Origin of the sequence: Faecalicatena orotica, from assembly GCF_003149245.1 — a bacterium.
Lineage (GTDB): Bacteria > Bacillota > Clostridia > Lachnospirales > Lachnospiraceae > Faecalicatena_A > Faecalicatena_A orotica.
The window spans coordinates 266,381-285,016 of the sequence record NZ_QGDL01000005.1; the positions used below are offsets into that span (position 1 = coordinate 266,381).

The 18,636-nt window shown below is 46.8% G+C and carries 14 protein-coding genes; 10 read left to right on the top strand and 4 right to left on the bottom strand.

Going from position 1 to position 18,636, the window contains the following annotated elements; translation table 11 throughout:
- Positions 1-20 precede the first annotated feature (20 nt).
- Complete coding sequence (locus A8806_RS10115) at positions 21-1,349, top strand: ABC transporter substrate-binding protein (RefSeq protein WP_109731068.1); 1,329 nt, start codon at positions 21-23, stop codon at positions 1,347-1,349.
- A gap of 178 nt (positions 1,350-1,527) precedes the next feature.
- Here A8806_RS10115 and A8806_RS10120 read toward each other — a convergent pair whose 3' ends face one another.
- Both A8806_RS10120 and A8806_RS10125 read right to left on the bottom strand, forming a co-directional pair.
- Positions 1,528-2,286, bottom strand: coding sequence for a response regulator transcription factor (locus A8806_RS10120; RefSeq protein ID WP_109731069.1), 759 nt, complete (start codon positions 2,284-2,286; stop codon positions 1,528-1,530).
- Entirely contained in the window at positions 2,264-4,069 is a 1,806-nt protein-coding gene (locus A8806_RS10125; protein WP_109731070.1) for a sensor histidine kinase, read from the bottom strand. Before A8806_RS10125 ends, A8806_RS10120 begins: the two co-directional genes overlap by 23 nt.
- A gap of 194 nt (positions 4,070-4,263) precedes the next feature.
- Here A8806_RS10125 and A8806_RS10130 point away from each other — a divergent pair, with 194 nt between their 5' ends.
- Genes A8806_RS10130 through A8806_RS10145 form a run of 4 tightly spaced genes read left to right on the top strand, consistent with a single transcriptional unit; the run spans position 4,264 to position 9,708 of the window.
- The gene (locus tag A8806_RS10130) at positions 4,264-5,139 is read left to right on the top strand and encodes a carbohydrate ABC transporter permease (RefSeq protein ID WP_109731071.1); all 876 of its coding nucleotides are present in this window, start codon (positions 4,264-4,266) and stop codon (positions 5,137-5,139) included.
- Entirely contained in the window at positions 5,139-5,969 is an 831-nt protein-coding gene (locus A8806_RS10135) for a carbohydrate ABC transporter permease (protein WP_109731072.1), read from the top strand. The genes A8806_RS10130 and A8806_RS10135 overlap by 1 nt, the downstream gene beginning before the upstream one ends.
- 58 nt (positions 5,970-6,027) lie before the next feature.
- Positions 6,028-8,481 (top strand): glycoside hydrolase family 31 protein, encoded by a 2,454-nt coding sequence (locus tag A8806_RS10140; RefSeq protein WP_109731073.1) that lies wholly within the window; start codon positions 6,028-6,030, stop codon positions 8,479-8,481.
- A gap of 48 nt (positions 8,482-8,529) precedes the next feature.
- Positions 8,530-9,708 carry a trimethylamine corrinoid protein 2 gene (locus A8806_RS10145; RefSeq protein ID WP_109731074.1) on the top strand — a complete coding sequence of 393 codons (1,179 nt, stop codon included), beginning with the start codon at positions 8,530-8,532 and terminating at the stop codon, positions 9,706-9,708.
- 61 nt (positions 9,709-9,769) lie between these two features.
- On the opposite strand, the gene A8806_RS10150 is transcribed toward A8806_RS10145, so the two are convergent.
- Positions 9,770-10,693: a magnesium transporter CorA family protein gene (locus A8806_RS10150; RefSeq protein WP_242996037.1), complete on the bottom strand. Its 924-nt coding sequence runs from the start codon at positions 10,691-10,693 to the stop codon at positions 9,770-9,772.
- A gap of 154 nt (positions 10,694-10,847) precedes the next feature.
- On the opposite strand from A8806_RS10150, the gene A8806_RS10155 reads away from it, so the two are divergent.
- The 4 genes from A8806_RS10155 (at position 10,848) to A8806_RS10170 (ending at position 15,382) form a co-directional block, all read left to right on the top strand.
- Positions 10,848-12,509, top strand: a complete 1,662-nt coding sequence (locus A8806_RS10155) for a MutS-related protein (RefSeq protein WP_109731075.1) — start codon at positions 10,848-10,850, stop codon at positions 12,507-12,509.
- A gap of 201 nt (positions 12,510-12,710) precedes the next feature.
- On the top strand, positions 12,711-13,286 hold the full coding sequence (locus tag A8806_RS10160; RefSeq protein WP_109731126.1) for a glycerol-3-phosphate responsive antiterminator: 576 nt from the start codon (positions 12,711-12,713) through the stop codon (positions 13,284-13,286).
- A gap of 73 nt (positions 13,287-13,359) precedes the next feature.
- On the top strand, positions 13,360-14,856 hold the full coding sequence (glpK, locus tag A8806_RS10165) for a glycerol kinase GlpK (protein WP_109731076.1): 1,497 nt from the start codon (positions 13,360-13,362) through the stop codon (positions 14,854-14,856).
- Between the two features lie 34 nt (positions 14,857-14,890).
- On the top strand, positions 14,891-15,382 hold the full coding sequence (locus tag A8806_RS10170; RefSeq protein WP_109731077.1) for an L-2-amino-thiazoline-4-carboxylic acid hydrolase: 492 nt from the start codon (positions 14,891-14,893) through the stop codon (positions 15,380-15,382).
- 160 nt (positions 15,383-15,542) lie between these two features.
- Here A8806_RS10170 and A8806_RS10175 read toward each other — a convergent pair whose 3' ends face one another.
- The gene (locus A8806_RS10175) at positions 15,543-16,406 is read right to left on the bottom strand and encodes a class II fructose-bisphosphate aldolase (protein WP_109731078.1); all 864 of its coding nucleotides are present in this window, start codon (positions 16,404-16,406) and stop codon (positions 15,543-15,545) included.
- A 229-nt stretch (positions 16,407-16,635) separates the two neighbouring features.
- On the opposite strand from A8806_RS10175, the gene A8806_RS10180 reads away from it, so the two are divergent.
- Positions 16,636-18,621 carry a pyruvate formate lyase family protein gene (locus A8806_RS10180; protein ID WP_181368653.1) on the top strand — a complete coding sequence of 662 codons (1,986 nt, stop codon included), beginning with the start codon at positions 16,636-16,638 and terminating at the stop codon, positions 18,619-18,621.
- Positions 18,622-18,636 lie beyond the last annotated feature (15 nt).

The following is an 18,636-nucleotide window of genomic DNA, read 5'->3' on the forward strand; positions in this document are numbered from 1 at the left end:
AAGATTGGGAGGTCAAAAACATGAAAAAACGTATCGTAGCAATGCTGCTGAGCGGAGCATTGGCAGTCTGTACACTGGCGGGATGTGGCTCAGGTTCTGATTCTGACAGCAAGGATGATTCCTCTGACAGCGGCAAAGGCGGCACTACATTGTCGATTCTGGCAAGCCAGGACTGGATATATGATGCCGAGATGGAGCTGGGTGAAAAGTTTGAGGAAGAAACAGGAATCAAGGTGGATTATCAGATCGTACCGTCTGACCAGTATTACAACCTGCTGATGACTAAATTAAACAGCGGGGAGGGCCCGGACATTTTCTGCGGACAGTCAGGAAGCTATGACCTGGTTTCGCAGTATAGTATCGAAGATAATGCGATCGCCCTGACGGACGAGCCGTGGACATCTTACTATAATGAGTTTGCAGCAGAGCAGACTTCTGTTGACGGGACCCTTTACGGGGCAACGTATTTCGATACAACAACAGACTATTACATGGTTTATAACAAGAAGATTTTTGAGGAAAATGGTGTAAAAGTACCATCGACCTTTGCAGAATTTGAAAAGGTATGTCAGACATTGCTTGACAAGGGTGTGACACCAGTATATGAACCGGTAGCCGATGGCTGGCACCATGTTATGTGGTTCTGTGAAATCGGTGGGAAATATGAGGAGCTTGTTTCTGGTATTGTAGACAAATTAAATAATAACGAGGTGAAATTCGCAGATGTTCCTGAGTTTAAAGAAGCTCTTGACCAATTGAATGAGCTGGCCCAGAATGGATACTTCGGTGACAACTATCTGTCGGACGAATACACAGATACAGCAGCAATGCTCGGAAGCGGCGAATATGCAATGACAATCGGCAAACCAGGTGCGATGATAGAGGCAGCGGAGGCATCCGGTGGTACATACACAGAAGAAGACTTTGATATGTTCCTGATTCCCACGCTGGACAATGATGTTTTAAATGAGCATCCATGCGGACCGTCCAGATTTGTATACTCAGGCTCCAGGCATGCAGACGAGGCAAAACAGTATCTTGAATACATCACAACCAAGGAAAGCATCCAGCACATGATCGACAACGAACCGAAAGTAGAAAACCTCCCGTATGATGCCGGACAGGAACCTGCCTACAGCGAGACAACTAAGGAATTCTTAGAATCATTTGACAAGGCAGGGGTTGTATTCCAGGATTCCATCAAGTACCTCAACCCACAGTGGACAGAACTGGGACAGGATATCGTATCTATGTTTATCGGTGACATGACATCAGACGATGTGCTCAAACAGATTGATACAAGAAGAGCAACACAGGCAGACGCGGCAGGAGACGAAGCCTGGAAGTAAGATTTGAATTCAGGACAGTAATATCCTGGAGGTGTAACATTTAGAATTAAAGAAAAGGCTTTCTGCAAAATAGTCGTTTTATGGCTATTTTGCAGAAAGCTTTTCTAATTTCACAGGCAGATGCTGTTGCTATGCACACCATGAGGTTTGGACATCAGCGATGCCGCTGGTCGGACGTCTAGGGTTTTTGTTCCTGTTTCCGGTAGGCCGTCGGGTTCAGCCCGGTCAGTTTCCGGAAGGTTTTGCTGAAATGGAACTGATCGGGATAGCCGACCCGTTCCCCGACTTCGCGTATCGGAAGCCCCGTATCGGTCAGCAGCCGTTTAGCCTCGTGGATTCGTATATCGGTCAGGTATTTCAGCGGCGTGTCCCCTTTGTATCTGTTGAAAAGCTTTGTGAGGTAAGCCGAGGTAAAACCTAAGGAGGCAGAAAAAGAGCTGATATCGATGTCGTCCATATAATGCTCTCTCATATACAGCACCGTGTATTCCACGATTTCTTCAGCATCTTTTCCGACGAGCACGGGATCTTCCTCAAGTTCGTAGAACTTCTGGAGATGGAGACGTACACGGCCCAGCGTGTTCTCTAAATCCTCCATTGTGACAGGTTTTAGCATATAATCGAAGACTCCCTGTTTGAGGGCTTCACGTGCGTAATCGAAGTCTGCATATCCGGTCAGAATGACTGTCAGGATATGTGGGTACTGCTCATGAATCCTCTTGGCAAGTGTAAGCCCGTCCATGACAGGCATACGTATATCTGTCATGACGAGGTGGATATTCTCCTTTTTCAGGCACTTCAGGGCGTCCTCGCCGTTAGAGGCCTGACAGACAACCTTGAAGCCGGCCTCAAGAGATTCGATATGGCGGGAAAGAGACTGCATCAGCAGCATCTCATCCTCCACAAGCAGTACATTATAATGGTTTAATCTGGTCATTGAACCTTCCTCCTACTTTCACAATAGCTCCCCCCTCCGGGAGGTTTCCAAAATCAAATATAAATGTAATTCCATAAATCAGGTAAAACCTGATAAAGATATTCAGGATACCCATACCGTCCAGCTCCAGACTCGGCAGAAGTCCTTTTTCCAGTATGATATCCATCTGCGACTTCAAGTGGGCAGTAATCTCTTCACCGAAGCCCGGGCCGTTATCTTTTACTTCTACATACCAGCATTCTTTATCCATATGCCCCTGTATAACAATATGCCACGGTGGAGATGTATTGGCTGTGAATTTGACGGCATTTTCTACGAGGAGCTGTATACAGAGTTTTGGAACAGGCAGCTCAAGCATATCGTCTTCCACATCAATTTCATATTTAAGCGAATCTCCGAACCGGAGCTTAATACATTTTAAATACAGGTCGCAGTGTTCCAGTTCTTCTTCAAGCGAGGAAACCTGTTCTTTATTTGAGGAGATATAGCGCAGGATCGATGTAATATCCTGACACATCTGTGCCACTGGCTGTGTTAGTCCCTCTTCTGCCATCGCGGCAATGGTCATGAGGGAATTATACAAAAAGTGCGGGTTCATCTGGGACTGGAGTGCAAGCATCTGTGCCTGTAGTTCCTGTTCTTTTAGTACCATCATTGAATTCGTGGATGCTTTCTGCGAGCGCATCGCTTCATTTAGAGAGTTTCGCAGTTTGTCAATCTCTATTACCCCGGAATCTGCCATCTCAATTTCCCGGAACTGGTCCTGAGGGTCGATATGAGAAAGAAAACGATAAATCTTTTTCAGCGGTGCACTTAATCTTCCGGCAAAGATCCGGGCAAAAAAGAGGCACATGAGAAGGACAATCAGAAAAATGAAGATTGTCAGACTCAGAGAACGATAAACAGGAGCAAAAAATTCTGTGCTTTTTATTGTGGTTACCGTTGTAAATCCGCTGTATTCCATATCTGAATAATATACATATTCCTGACACTGTTTTTGGGTGTTGTAGATTTCAGTTTCTTCGGATTCCCTGTAAGTAAAGTATGGAAAGACGTCCTTCTGGCTTTTGTTTAAGGGGAAGATGATGTTTCCCTCGGCATCGTAAATGATGACGTCGATATCGTATGTACTGTCGGGATAGAAAGCGCGTTCAAAAAGGATATCATAGTATTTCATTACCTCTACGAAGCCGGCAGGATTCTGATAATTATCATAATACATACGCAGCAGGGAGAAATAAAACCTGTCTTTGTTTGTTCCCGTACTGGACGACAGCACCTCATTCTGAGATGCAGGAGGGAAATATTTGAAGCCGTGGGAAGCAAAGGCTTTTGCAAACCAGGGCTCCTGGGCCGTTATGGTATGAAGTGTCCCGGTGTAATTCCCGGTTCCGTAACCGCCTTCCGTCAGCCCATAAAGATTTATCTGGCGAATGGATGCATCCACCCCTTTCATTGAAGTTAATGTATTGGCAAGCGTATTCTGTCGCTGGCTCTGTTCATACGGCGTGGCATCCTCATCGTTCAAATAATCTGAAAAGGTATCCTTAATTAATGTCGAATGTATCGTGTTCATACAGACAGTATCCATCTGGCTGAGCTGGAGGTCAATATCCTCCGCTATTGCCGAGCATGTCCTCTGGATATCGTGCTCCGTATTGGAACGAAGGTTCAGGTACTGCACAACAGAAAACAAAATCGTTGCCAGAACCAATAAAGTCAGCATGATGAGCAAAAAATAGGAAGAAAGAATCTTCTGTATGCTTCTTGGTTTACGCTTCATAACAATCCTCCCCGGCAAGCTTCCTTATTATATAAGAAAAACTGTCTTTTAATGGTTCAATTAGTATAGCACATTGTACAGGAATATGCATCGGGTGGTTAAAAAAACACATAAAATAGCTCAATGTATGCATGTGATTACGTTCTGGATTTGTATAAAATAAATAAAAAGGAAAAGAACGGAGGAGAATTTCAGTGAAAAAATCAAAGTTATACCCCTGGTACTTTGCGGCAGGCGCAATTCTGATCTATACGGCGCTCTGTGTAATACCCGGAATCATTGGTATCGGATACTCATTTACAGACTGGTCTGCATATTCCAAAGAGGTGCATTTTGTAGGTCTTGAAAATTTCAGAAAGGTATTCAGCGCAGACACAAATTATTTCAAATACATAACGAACACACTTTTATTTACGGTGGTGACGACGGTTGCGAAAACAGGGCTCGGGTTATTATTTGCACTCGTGCTCAGCAAGAACATCAAACTGAAGAATTTCCACAGAGGCGTGATGTACATGCCTTCAGTATTATCCATCCTCATTATCGGCCTTGTGTTTACTTCCATTTTAAACCCGAAGATGGGAATCCTGAACGAAGGTCTTAGGGCGATCGGTCTGGACAGTCTGACACAGCAGTGGCTGACTAATCCGAAGATTGCTTTCTGGTCCGTTATGGCGGTCGATATCTGGAGGGGCACGGGTTACATTATGACTATGCTGATCGTTGGAATACTGGCGATCCCGCAGGATTACTACGAGGCGGCCAGCATAGACGGGGCAAACGGCTGGAATAAATTTGTACATATTACACTGCCGATGCTCAGGCAGACAATGGCGGTTACGATTGTTTTGAACGTCCTGTATGGCCTGAAAGTATTTGATATGGTATATGCACTGACGAATGGAGGCCCGGGACATACGACAGAGGTTATGTACACCGCGGTATTCAAACAGTTTTCACAGGGACTCTACGCGGAAGGTACAACGATCAGTTCCATTATGTTCGTGTTCATGATAGTTGTTGGATTCTTTATGATTAAAATCCTGACGAAAGACGAGGTGGAGGAATAATGAATAGTCAAACAAAGAAGAAAGCTGTTAATATATTAAAAAACATTCTGGCCTGGGTCATATCACTGATCATGCTGATACCTCTGGCACTGATTGTGGTCAATGCATTCAAAGGTGATTCAGAAGCGATGTCCCTTACGCTTTCGCTCCCGAAAACATGGGTTTTTAGTAATTTTACTACAGTAATTGAAAAAGGGAAATTAGTCAGGAGCTTCCTGAACAGTTTCCTTTATGCAGGCAGTGCAACTGTGATTGCCGTGGTGCTGGGCGCGATGGCAGCCTATGTCTTTTCCAGAAGGCGTGACAGGGTGAACAATAGCGTTTATATGTATATGGTGCTCGGAATCGTTATTCCGATCAATTATGTTGCTTTGATGAAGGTAATGCAGGTGACACAGCTCAATAACAGCGTGCCGGGAATCATCCTGCTCTATGTGGCAACACAGCTCCCATTCACAGTATTTTTGATCTATGGGTTTGTATCCAAAGTACCGGTGGATCTGGATGAAGCAGCAGTGATTGACGGCTGTGGTCCATTCAGGCTGTTTTTTAACATCATCCTTCCGATGCTGAAATCCAGCATCGTAACAGCGGCGGTACTCTGTTTCCTGAATACATGGAATGAATTTGTCATGCCTTTGTATTTCCTGAATTCCTCCGAAAAATGGCCGATGACACTTGCTGTTTATAACTTCTTCGGACAGTACAGTAAGAGCTGGAACTTAATCTGTGCAGATATCCTCCTTACGTGTCTGCCGGTTATCATTATGTATCTTGTCTGTCAGAAATATATCGTCGGCGGGCAGACGGCAGGAGCGGTCAAGGGTTAACTTGTGCTTAAAGAGCCCCCGGCGTGTCCGGGGAAGAGAGGAAAAGGAGATCGAATCGATGAAAGTATTATCATGTACAGCCAGTCAAGATCACAGGTCGGCAGAGCTTATGACCGATCGGGGAAAACTGGCAGTTTACGGGATAACAGAGAATATCATCCGATGTGTCTATACAAAAAGAGAAGAGGTGCTTTCTCTGTCACCGGTTGGGATAGAAAGAGCCACAGAAGCCGGGATTTGTATAGAAGAGAAGGAAGACTGCTATATCCTGGCTACGTCCGGTGTTAGTATCAGAATAGAGAAAAGAACCGGGAGGTTTATCTGGAGTGACAGGAAAAGCGGGAAAATCCTGTTGAAGGAGGACAGCAAAGAACTGGCTGAGAACCCTCTTATGGTCTATTCCACAGGTGGAGAAAAGCCGGTGATCCGCCGGGTGGTGACGGTGGATGGAGAACGGAATTTCGTAGAGAATTTAAAACCGGAAGAAGACCACATGGCTTACAGGGGAAAACTGTATTTTGACTGGGCCCCGGACGAGCAGATACATGGGCTCGGACAGGGAGAGGAGGGTATCTACAATTACCGCGGCAATGTGCAGTACCTCTACCAGCACAACATGAGGATCCCGATTCCGTTTCTTTTGTCAGACCGGAAATATGGAATACTGGCGGACTGCGGAAGCCTTATGACCTTCAATGATGACAGCAGGGGATCTTACCTCTATCTGGACATGGTTGAGCAGCTGGATTATTATTTCATTGCCGGGGAATCTGTGGATGAGATCATCGCGGGTTACCGGAAGCTTACCGGGAAAGCGGTCATGCTGCCGAAGTGGGCATACGGATATGTGCAGTCTAAAGAAGCATACCGCACGCAGGCGGAAATGATCGGAATTGCCGAAGAATACCGGAAACGCAGGATTGGACTGGACTGTGTGGTGCAGGACTGGAATACGTGGGAAGACGGTAAATGGGGCAATAAGAAGGTAGATAAGAGCCGCTATCCGGACCTTAAGAAAATGAATCAGGCCTTACATGATATGCATGTACATACAATGGTGTCGGTTTGGCCGAATATGAATTCCGGCACGGAAAACTGCGATGAGATGGAAGCACATGGATTTCTGCTGAATGACTATGCAACCTATGACGCATACGATGAGGAAGCGAGAAAGCTGTACTGGAAACAGGCGGAGGAAGAGCTGTTTTCAGGGGGATTCGACTCCTGGTGGTGTGACTCCACGGAGCCGTTTTCAGGGCCGGACTGGAACGGAGCCTGCTTAAGAGAACCGTGGGAGAGATTTCAGATGGTCGGAAACGAGCATAAAAAATTCCTGCGTGCCGACAGGGCCAACCTCTATGCAGCGGCCCACGCAAAAGGAATTTACGAAAATCAGAGGAAAAGCGCCCCGGGAAAACGCGTCCTGAACCTGACACGGTCCGGATATGCAGGTTCGCAGAAGTACGGTACCATGCTCTGGTCCGGGGATACCTGTGCGACCTGGAAAAACTTTAAAAAGCAGATCACAGAGGGTCTGAACATGTGTATCAGCGGTATGCCCTACTGGACACTGGATATCGGCGCATTTTTTACAGTCAATGAAAAATGGCAGAACAGAGGCTGCGGATGCAGTCAGGACCCTTCCATGAAATGGTTCTGGCGGGGGGACTATGACGAAGGGGTCAGTGATCTCGGATACCGTGAGCTGTACGTCAGGTGGTTCCAGTACGGTACGTTTCTCCCGATGTTCCGTTCTCACGGAACGGATACGCCCAGAGAAATCTGGAATTTCGGAGAAAAGGGGGGGATGTTCTATGATGCTTTGGGAAAAAGTATCCGCTTAAGATATCGCCTGATGCCTTATATCTATTCTATGGCCGGAAAAGTATGTCTGGAAGACTATACGATGATGCGAAGCCTCCTGTTTGACTTCCCGGAGGATAAAACAGCCTCCGCGATGGACAGCCAGTTTATGTTCGGGGAAAGCCTGCTGGTATGTCCGGTCACGGAGCCAATGTACTTTGGGGCAGGGAGTCAGAAACTGGATGCAGCCAGAAACTGGAAATGTTATCTTCCGGCAGGAGAAAGTTGGATCGATTTTGAGAGTGGGAGATATTTTGAGGGTGGTCAGTGGATTGACATCCCGGTTACACTGGCATATATTCCAGTATTTGTAAAAGCAGGATCTGTCATTCCAATGGAAGAAAGTCTGGAGTATGCATCAGAGGAAGTGGACACACCGTTTGAAATCAATATTTATCCGGGTAAGGACACTGTTTTTACTTTATATGAGGATGCAGGGGACGATTATAGTTATGAAGAGGGAATCTATAACCGGATTACACTGAATTGGGAGGAGCGGGAGAAAACGCTTACGGTTGGGCCGGCAGAGCATGATTTCCCACAGAGTATCCGCAACAGGAGCTTAAGAATTATTTTGAATAAAAAAGAATCGGGCCGGACGGAACGGGTAGTCGATTATTATGGGGAAGAAATAAAAATATATTTTTAGAAATATATTCAAATCCATCCACAGAGATATGAGCAGGAGGAAAAGAAAATGAAATATAAAAAGAACTGGGAAGAAACTCAGGAGAAATGGAAAAATTACTGGAAGCATCAGAATACAGGGAGACCGCTGATGTGCGTGATTGCAAGAAAACAAGAGATCGAGAAGTATTCCGATGGAAAACCGGCGCAGGGCGGTTGTATGGATGTCATCTGTCAGGGGAAATATTACAATCTGCCGGAAGAATTGAAATGGAAGGATATGGAGGATAAGTATCAGGATGCGGAGCGTATTGTAGCGAGATACCGCCAGTTCTGCGAGACCCACGAGTTCCTTGGGGAGAGTTTCCCGAATCTGGACGTGGATTTCGGCCCCGGTTCCCTTGCCGCCTATCTTGGTTCTGAGATAGGCTTTAAGGAAGATACAGTTTGGTTCGAGTCCTGCATTGATGACTGGGAAGAGGCGCCTGATTTCAAGTTTGATCCCGAGAATAAATGGTTTAAAAAGCATATCGGACTCGTAAAGAAATGCAGGGAACTGGCCGGAGACGATTTTCTTGTTGATATGCCTGACCTGATGGAGAACATTGATGTGCTCGTGTCACTGCGCGGGGCAGAGGACATGCTGTATGACATAATCGATGACCCGGAGATAGTGGAGGAGCGGATTAACCAGATAGGAAAGATATATTATGAATATTATAACCGTTTCCACGAGATTATCAAAGATGAAAATGGAGGAAATGCGTATACCGTATTCCAGATATGGGGCCCGGGGAAGACAGTGAAGCTCCAGTGCGATTTCTCTGCGATGCTGTCACCTGACAATTTCCGGGATTTTATACAGGAATCTCTTCGTGAACAGGCTAAAAAGGCGGACCAGGTTCTGTATCATCTGGACGGACCGGATGCAATCCGCCATCTGGATGCACTGATGGAAATAGAGGAGATCGATGCACTGCAGTGGACCAGCGGGGACGCAGGGCCGGACGGAACGCTGGAAGAATGGGACGTCATCTACGACAAGGTACGTGCCGCAGGCAAATCTCTCTGGATAAAGGTGTATTCCGGCGAGTTTGAAGACTGGATCAGGAATGTAGACCGGATTGTACAAAAATACGGCTCACACAGCCTCTTCCTGCTGTTCCCGGAAATGTCGATGGAGCAGGCAGAAACACTGCTTGATTACGCGGAAAAGAACTGGAGCGATGTAGAAGGAACGTGGAGTTAATGTAAAGGTGTGCAGACTTCTCAGAAATGAGGGGCCTGCACACCTTTGTCTGTAATGGGATTCAGTCGAACCATTTTTTCTTATGGAAGAACCAGAGTTCGATAACGATGATGAGCAGGCAGACAAGGATCACCACCCCATATCCGGAGGAGGAAGTGAGTTCGGGCATGTTGACGAAATTCATGCCGTACCAGCCGGCAATCAGCGAAAGCGGCATGAAGAATGTTGTCACGATCGTCAGCACCTTCATGATCTGGTTCTGCCGCACATCAATCTGGGACTGGTGCATTTCACGCAGCTGCATGGAGTACTCTTTGAGCGTTTGGACGTTGGAATACAGTCTGCCGGCACGGTCTGTAAACAGTCCGAATAAGACACTGCTCCTGTCCTGCGCCATATCGGGGAGTGCTTCCTGAAGAGACTCGCCCATATCAGCCAGTTGTTCGTAATAGGAACCGAGCGCTGTCAATTCTTTGCGGATGTGGAGAATCGCCCTGTCGAAATTGTCATCCTCACCATCCAGCAGGCGTTCCTCCAGCCGGGTAAGGTGCTCTTCATAATCCTGCAGGAAAAAGACGTCGTCTTTGATAAGGTATTCCATAAGGTTGAATAACAGGCCAAGCGATGACAAAGGCCCTGTGAGTGGCATATCCTCCAGCTGTGAAAGGAGAGGTGCTGCAGTATCTTTGTCGTCTATAAATAAAAGCTCGGAATCTGTCAGAAAGAAGCAGAAGCAGAGCTTTTCAGCAGTCGGGGATTCTTTGCGAGGTACAGCGAATGTACCGGCTGCACATCCTCCCAGGACGTCTGCTTTACAGCAGTGGATATGGCTGAGGTTCCGCAGCATCACCGGATATTCAGGGGTATCCTGGTAATGCTGCGTATATTCTTCGGAGGTCAGTATTTTCACGGAGATGCCTTCACTGTCTGTGTGCATATTACCTGAAAGTCTGGTTAGTTTCATGTTCAAAGTATATTGAATCATATGTGCGTGACTCCTTTCAGAGTTTTCTTTCATTGTACCATCTGCCGGATATGAAGTCTATAATCTTCTCTCCATGATACACGGGTGATTGACAGCAGGATTCTCTGGTGGTATTATTGTATTAGTTGAATAATACAATAATAGGAGGAGCGCCATGACAGAATCTATTTTTATTGCATTGGTGGTATTGGGTGTCATAGCAGTGTGTTTTGTGATCTCATATATAGACAATATAAGGCGGATATACAAAATCAAGAGACGGCTTGAGTATAATTATGGACGCTGGAGGGAGGTAGATTATTCGGATGCGGTACTGTCTGTGATTGGTGAATATACTGCGGCTAAGGACTCTATGATTGATGATATCACGTGGAATGACCTGGATATGGATGCGCTGTTTATGTCCATCGACCACACGTGGTCTTTTGCAGGGGAGGACTACCTGTATTATCTCCTGCATGTTCCGAAGGTGATGCCCGAAGAATGGGAAGAGCAGGAGGAAATGATTACATATTATCAGGAGCATGAAAAAGAGCGTATAGAGATGCAGATGGAGTTTGCCCGGATTGGGAAAAACCACGCATCCTCTGTTTACAGCTACATCATGGACTGTATCCGGTTCAATACGAAGGTTCCGCCGGTTCATTATTTTTCATTTGTATTCTTTATATTTTCAGTGGTGATTACTGTGATATCACCGTCCGAGGGACTGGGACTTCTGATTCTGGCGATGGTGGTAAATGTACTTCTCTATTTCTATAAAAGGAAGGAACTGGAAGGCTCCATGCAGGCGCTCCAATACTTTAAAAAGCTGATGGAGGGGGCAAAGTCACTCACAAAGAAGAAGCTGATCTGTAATCCGAAATACCATTCCAGAGTGGAAAAGGACTACAGGCATCTGAAAAAACTGATGGGGGCGAGCGCTTACTTAGGTCCTGCAAACTGGGACAGCCCGTCGATTGCAGAGATGTTTCTGGATTACATCCGGCTTGTTACGCATATCGACTGCATTTTCTTCTACCACTGCATGAGCCGCTTAGGCAGGAATATTGATATTGTGGAAAACATGTTCACCACAATGGGGTTCCTTGAAAGTATGCTGGCTGTAGGTTCCCTGCGGGAGGCGCTGCCGGTCTGGTGCAGGCCTGAATTTACAGATGAGAAGATGCTTCGAATAATTGATGCCTATCACCCGGGGCTGAAAGAACCCGTACCGAATTCTGTGAGTGTGAAGGACGGGATTCTGATTACCGGTTCCAATGCGTCTGGTAAATCCACATTCCTGAAAACGATAGCAATGAATGTCATACTGGCCCAGAGCCTGCATACGTGCCCGGCAAAGGCTTACTGTGGAAAATGGTTCCATGTATTTTCATCTATGGCGCTCAAAGACAGCCTGTATAAAGGGGAAAGCTATTACATTGCGGAGATCAGGGCGCTGAAGCGTGTTATGGAGCCAGTGGAAGAAGAGGCTGTGATCTGTTTCGTAGACGAGGTGCTCAGGGGAACGAATACAGTGGAGCGCATCGCCGCTTCCACACAAGTACTGAAGGAGTTCCAGAAAAAAGGAATCCTGTGTTTTGCGGCCACCCATGATATTGAACTGACCTATCTGTTGGAAGAACAATATGATAATTACCATTTTCAGGAACAGGTGGCTGATGGTGAGATTATATTTGATTATCTCATTTATGACGGCAGGGCAACTTCCCGTAATGCGATACAGCTGTTGGAGATATTGGGATATGAGCCGGAGATCATTAACGGGGCAAAAGCGATGGTGGAGCAGTTTTTGAGCACAGGAAAGTGGAACTGACAGAGAAGGATAACAGTTTTCGGACGGGGAAGCTGTTATCCTTTTTGTATTTTATTTTATACCGGAAAATCATAGATAAATTAAATGTATTCTGATGAAAATGACCGGAGGTTATGATATTATGTGAGTAGCTGTAATAACGGGAGGGGCACGGAAATATTTTTTGCGGCAGCTCCTGAAGAAGAAAGAATAAGGAGGGGAATCGTGCAGAGTTTCTATCAGATTGTGGAAGGAAATCCAATGATCGCAGCGGTAAAAGATATGGATGGCCTTGAAAAAAGCTGTGCGGCCGAAGAGATTCAGGTGATCTTCGTATTATTTGGGGATATCTGTACCATCCGGCAGATTGTAGAGAGGATTAAAGAGGCAGGGAAGACGGCACTCGTACACATCGACCTGATTACGGGACTTAGTTCCAAGGAGGTTACTGTAGATTTTATGAAAGAGAACACCCGGGCAGACGGCATTATTACAACGAAGCAGCCGCTGGCACACCGGGCAAAGGAACTGGGGATGTACGCGGTTCTGCGGTTTTTTGTGATAGATTCTATGGCGCTGAAAAGTATTGAAAGTCTGGACAGGCAGAAGGGCGGCAGACCGGACTTTATCGAGGTGCTTCCGGGAGTGATGCCGAAGGTCATCAGGAAGATCTGCGGGCTCAGCCGTATACCTGTCATTGCGGGCGGCCTCATTGCGGATAAAGAGGATGTGATGGGGGCGCTGGATGCCGGGGCGGTTGCTGTGTCCACAACAAAACAGGAAGTCTGGATGCTGTAGGAGCCGCCTGTTTTATGTGATTAATCAGGGAAATGAATCGTTAAAACTTATTATACAAAAGGGAGGCAGTAATATGTCAAAGTATGTAATGGCGCTGGATTCGGGGACAACCAGCAACAGGTGTATCCTATTTAACGAGAAGGGTGAAATGTGCAGTATGGCACAGAAGGAATTCACGCAGTACTTCCCGAAGCCGGGCTGGGTGGAGCACAATGCAGAGGAAATCTGGTCAAGCCAGCTGGAGGTAGCACAGCAGGCGATGGCAAATATCAACGCAACGGCGGCAGATATTGCGGCGATCGGTATTACGAACCAGAGGGAGACGACAATTGTATGGGATAAGGAGTCAGGGGAGCCGGTCTATCAGGCCATTGTGTGGCAGTGCAGGAGGACGTCGGAATATTGTGACAGCCTGAAAGAGAAGGGGCTGACAGATAAGTTCCGGGAAAAGACAGGGCTTGTGATCGATGCGTATTTCTCGGGCACAAAGGTAAAATGGATTCTGGACAATGTAGAAGGTGCGAGAGAGAGGGCTGAGCGCGGCGAGCTTTTGTTCGGTACAGTGGAGACATGGCTGATCTGGAAGCTGACAAAAGGCGCGGTCCATGTGACAGATTATTCCAATGCATCAAGGACGATGCTTTTTAACATCAATACACTCCGGTGGGATGAGGAGATTCTGGCAGAGCTCGGGATACCTGCGTCTATGCTGCCTGAGGCAAAGCCATCCAGCTGTGTATACGGTGAGGCAGATGCCGGGTTCTTTGGGGCGCCAATCCCGATTGCCGGCGCAGCGGGAGACCAGCAGGCGGCGCTCTTTGGACAGACCTGTTTTAAAGAGGGCGAGGCGAAGAATACATATGGGACAGGATGCTTCCTGCTTATGAATACAGGGGAGAAACCCGTATTTTCCAAGAACGGGCTTGTGACGACAATCGCGTGGGGGATAGACGGGAAAGTAACTTATGCACTGGAAGGCTCTATCTTCGTTGCAGGAGCGGCAATCCAGTGGCTGCGGGATGAAATGCAGCTGATCGATTCTTCACAGGTATCGGAATATATGGCACAGAAGGTCGAGGACACGAACGGATGCTATGTTGTGCCCGCGTTTACAGGCCTTGGGGCACCGCACTGGGACCAGTATGCGAGAGGGACGATCGTAGGCCTTACCCGTGGTGTGAATAAGTATCATATCATCAGGGCGACGCTGGAATCACTGGCATATCAGGTGAATGACGTCCTGCAGGCGATGGAGGCGGATTCCGGAATTACGCTTTCTGCCCTGAAGGTAGACGGCGGAGCCAGTGCCAATAACTTCCTGATGCAGACGCAGGCGAACTTAAGCGATGCACCTGTGAAACGTCCCCAGTGTGTAGAGACAACGGCGATGGGAGCGGCCTATCTTGCCGGGATTGCCGTCGGGTACTGGAAAAATAAAGAAGAGGTGCTTACCAACTGGGCGATCGACCGGGTATTCGAGCCGGATATAGACCCTGATGTGCGTAAAAAGATGCTGCGTGGCTGGAACAAGGCGGTACGGTATTCTTATGAATGGGCAAAGGAAGATTAGGCCGGAATGATAACAAAGCCGGAAAGGGAGGAATATGAGCAGGATAAAAAATGAACCTAAGATTAAAAATGGTGTGATAACAGCTGTCCGTGAACAGCTGGAACATCGGGCGCTATGGCTTTATTTACTGTGTGATGAGGCGGGAAAACGTGGTCTGGACTGGAAAGATTTTGGAAGTGCAGCCATCAAAAGATGCGGACTGAGCCAAGGGGCCGGGTTAGTGAAAAAGGGCAGGACAAAGGATTTTACCGGACTTCGTAAGACATTGTTTACGAAACCCGCCCAACTCGTGTTTGAAATGAAGATCAGGAGAAGTACGCCCCAGGTACTGGCTATTGATTTTCATTATTGTCCGCTTGTTAAGGCGTGGCAGAAGGCAGGCTGCTCTGATGAGGAGATTGCGACGCTTTGTGATATTGCAATGTGCGGGGATCATGGGATCGGCGAGGCTTATGGTGGGGAACTGAAGCTGCTGAAGAGTATCGCAAAAGGGGATGAGGTATGCCGTCTGTATTATCATAAATGATGTAGAGGACAGGCACAGTCTTAAAATATCTTTTATCATGTTTTCTGCATTATGGAAATAAAGAAAGATTAGAGAAAAAGTGTGCAGACAGCTTTCGGGCGGTCTGCACACTTTTTGGGTTATATGTAACTTTTCACATGGATAATCTGTATAAGCGCATTTATTTCAGGATATTCTGGTTCAGCAGTCTCATTCTCTGCTCAACAACTTCGCAGATTGCTTCTTTGCCTGCCTGGAAGGTGCTGTTTACATTATATCTGAAATCCTCTGCCTGCTGTACTTCTGCGATTCTCTTTGCAGCAGCGGTTACGAGGTCTGTTGCGATATTGATCTTAGCGATTCCGTGGTTTACAGCTTCTGCAATCTTGTCCTGAGGTGTGCCGCTTCCACCGTGCATAACTAACGGAATGGAAACTTTCTGTTCGATTTCAATCAGTCTTGGAATATTGATTTCCGGTTTGAAAGATTTCGGATAAGCGCCGTGCATGGTTCCGATAGAAACAGCCAGTGCGTCGATGCCGGTCTGCTCTGCGAAATAAGCAGCTTCTTCCGGATCTGTCTGGAAAGATTCCTCTACCGTTACATCCTCATCACCTTCATTGCCGGGAAGACGTCCCAGTTCTGCCTCTACACTGACGCCGGCAGCGTGAGCCACTTTTACAACCTCTTTTGTAAGGCGGATGTTCTCTTCGATTGGGAAGCGGGATGCATCAATCATAACAGAAGAATATCCGGCAACGATTGCCTGTACGATTGCATCGTAGGAGCGGAAGTGGTCTGCATGCAGGGCAATCGGCACATCCACAGTCTTTGCAACGCTTTCTGCGATGCGGGCAACATTCTCGAAGCCACCCATAGAAATAGCCTCCCCTTCCCCGATAATATAGATAGCAGGAAGTCCGAGTTTCTGAGCGGTTTCTGCGATTGCTTTGGCAGAATCATAATTCCAGATCATGAATCCTCCAACTGCGCATTTGTTTGCACGTGCGTTTTGTAACATTTGAGTCATTGATACGAGTGCCATAATAATTGCCTCCTTTAAAATAATTATTTTTCTTCACGAGTTGTATTGACAGATGTGTCTCTCGTTGCTATAATTGTATTATCGTTCATATTAACGTTAATGTCAATACCTTTTTTGAAAGTGAGGTAAAAAAATAGTGACAGAAGAAATGAAACAAATAAAAAAGTACATATTAAACAAAAAACATGCAAAATTTAGAAAAAATAAAGAGTGGGACAGAAGTGGCGAATTGACAGAAAGTCAGGTAAATACGGCATTGGGAAGTCACGAACTGTTGCTGAGGAAGAAGAACCGCCTGATCTGGATGCTTGAGCAGGAGCAGCCGGCATTCATACCGGGAATGGATCTGGTTTTCATGAGAACGATAGTTGAAAATAGTTGTATCGTTAATACAAACGAGGAAAAAGCACTCAGGAATCAATATTATTTACATGAAAAAGGGCATGTATGTAATATTTCACCTGATTACAGTGAAGTACTTGCAGGGGGCTTTGAAAGCATAGAAAAGAAGATTCAGAAAGCAAAGACAGAGCCCGGCGGTTCTGATAAAGAGGAGTACGCAGATATTCTTTCAGAGATCATCCGCAGCATCTATTCTTTTACAGAAAAGTATGCAGAGGCACTTGAGGAGGACGGACGCAAAGGCAAGGCGGCTTCTTTAAGAAGAAGTGTACATACCGGGGCAGAGAGTTTTCCGGAGGCACTGCAGCTTCTGCGCCTCCTGCACTATCTGGCATGGCTGGAAGGGGAATATCATATAGGGCTGGGACGGTTTGACCAGTATTTGTATCCTTACTATAAAGAAGATTCAGAAAAAGGAAGGCTGACGGATGAAGAAGCGTTTTCCTGCATCGAGGAATTCTTTCTGGCATGCAACATTGACAATGACCTGTATCCGGGTGTCCAGCAGGGGGATAACGGACAGAGCCTGATGCTGGGTGGTGTGGATGAGGATGGAAAGGACTGTTTCAACGAACTGTCAGAGATGTGCCTGCGCGCCAGCAGGGAATTGAAGCTGATCGACCCAAAGATTAATCTCAGGGTGAATCAGGATACCGGGATTAAGCAGTATGAAGAGGCGACCAGACTCACAAAAGCGGGCCTTGGATTCCCACAGTATTCGAATGATGACGTAGTCATTCCCGCATTGACAAGATGGGGATATCAGTTAGAAGATGCACGCAATTACACGGTGGCGGCCTGCTGGGAATTCATTATACCGGGAAAAGGGATGGACATTCCGAATATAGAAGCAGTATCGTTTCCGAAGATTGTGAACCGGTGTGTGGAGAAGTACTTAAAAGAAACAGACAGCTTCGGGGCATTCAAAGAAAAACTTCTTGAGGAACTGAAGGCGGAAGTTGATGATATTACAAAGCGGCTGGAACCGATTTTTATGTACCCGGCGCCTTACCTGTCTATGCTGATGTATGGATGCACGGAAGAGCTTAAAGATATTTCGCAGGGATGTGTTTACAATAATTACGGCCTGCACGGCACCGGGATTTCCTGTGCGGCAGATTCCCTGTATGCATTGGAAATGTACTATTTTACTGAAAAGAAAATTACGGCGGAAGAACTGATCGGGGCGGTCAGGGATGATTTTCCGGAAGATCTGCCTTATCTGAAGCTCGTAAGAGATGAGATGCCGCATATGGGGGATGGGAACCCTGCGGTGGATAAATATGGAGTCTGGCTTCTGGACGCATTTGCGGAAGAAGTGGACGGCAGGAAGAATGAAAGAGGCGGCATATACCGTGCAGGAACCGGATCGGCGATGTATTATATCCGCCATGCGGAAGAACTCGGGGCATCACCGGACGGCAGAAGGAAGGGTGAATATTTCCCGGCAAACTTTTCACCGGGACTGTCTGTTAAGACAAAAGGGCCCTTATCTGTGATTAAGTCATTCACTGCACCCAATCTGGAGCGTGTGGCAAACGGCGGGCCTCTGACACTGGAATTCCATGACAGCGTGTTCAGAGGCGAAGAGGGGATTCGGAAGGTGGCATCCCTCGTGCAGATGTTTATAAAAAATAAAGGGCACCAGCTCCAGCTGAATGCAATCAACGCAGAGACACTGAAAGATGCACAGCGCCACCCGGAAAACTACAGGAACCTGATCGTCAGGGTATGGGGATGGAGTGCTTATTTCGTAGAACTGGATAAGGTTTACCAGGATCACCTGATCAGGCGGGCAGAGTATACGGTCTAAATGGAATGGATCGTC